Source organism: Teredinibacter waterburyi, from assembly GCF_001922985.1.
Classification (GTDB): domain Bacteria; phylum Pseudomonadota; class Gammaproteobacteria; order Pseudomonadales; family Cellvibrionaceae; genus Teredinibacter; species Teredinibacter waterburyi.
This window is the reverse complement of sequence record NZ_MRUH01000073.1, coordinates 1-921: the sequence shown is the minus strand read 5'-3', so window position 1 is coordinate 921 and position 921 is coordinate 1. Positions and strand designations below refer to the sequence as shown.

Genomic DNA, 921 nt, shown 5'->3' with positions numbered 1-921 from the left:
GTTTCAACGTCGGCAAATAAATCGTTGAGGTCGATGGTGTAAGACGTAAAGTCTTCGGTAAGATTCTGATCGGCCAAACCGGAAGTCGTTGGCGCATCATTATCGGCGCCGACAACAAAATCGGCTGAAGCATCAACGCTTAACCCACCTTCATCTTCGGCGGTAAAGGTTAAGGTTTCAGTTCCGTTCCAATCAGCGGTCGAACTAATGGTGGCAATGCCATTGGCATCGATACTGACACCGATATTGCTGTTGCCCGCAACGCTATACATCAAATCGCCATCGGCGGTTTCAACGTCGGCGAAGAGATCATTTAAATCGATGGTGTAAGACGTAAAGTCTTCGGTGAGATTTTGATCGGCCAAACCACTGGTAGTCGGCGCATCGTTATCGGCCGCAACTACAAAATCGGCTGAAGCATCAACCGTTAAACCACCTTCGTCTTCGGCGGTAAAGGTTAAGGTTTCAGTTCCGTTCCAATCAGCGGTCGAACTAATGGTCGCAATGCCATTGGCATCGATGCTGACACCGATATTGCTGTTGCCCGCAACGCTGTAACTTAAATCGCCATCGGCGGTTTCAGCGTCGGCGAATAAATCGTTTAAATCGATCGTGTAGCTGGCGAAGTCTTCAGTAAGGTTTTGATCGGCAAGACCACTGGTGGTCGGCGCATCATTATCCGCGCCGACAATAAAGTCTGCACTGGCATCGACCGTTAAATCACCTTCGTCTTCGGCGGTAAAGGTCAGGGTTTCGGTTCCATTCCAATCAGCGGTGCTGGAGATGGTGGCGATACCATTGGCGTCAATGCTAACGCCGATATTAGAATTACCGGCAACGCTATAAATTAAATCGCCACCGGCGGTTTCAACGTCGGCAAATAAATCGTTGAGGTCGATGGTGTAAGACGTAAAGTCTTCG

1 protein-coding gene is annotated in these 921 nt (G+C 49.3%); it reads right to left on the bottom strand.

From position 1 onward, the window contains the following. On the bottom strand, positions 1–921 hold a 921-nt coding region (locus tag IDZ20_RS05835; RefSeq protein WP_188150492.1), incomplete at both ends, for a cadherin-like domain-containing protein.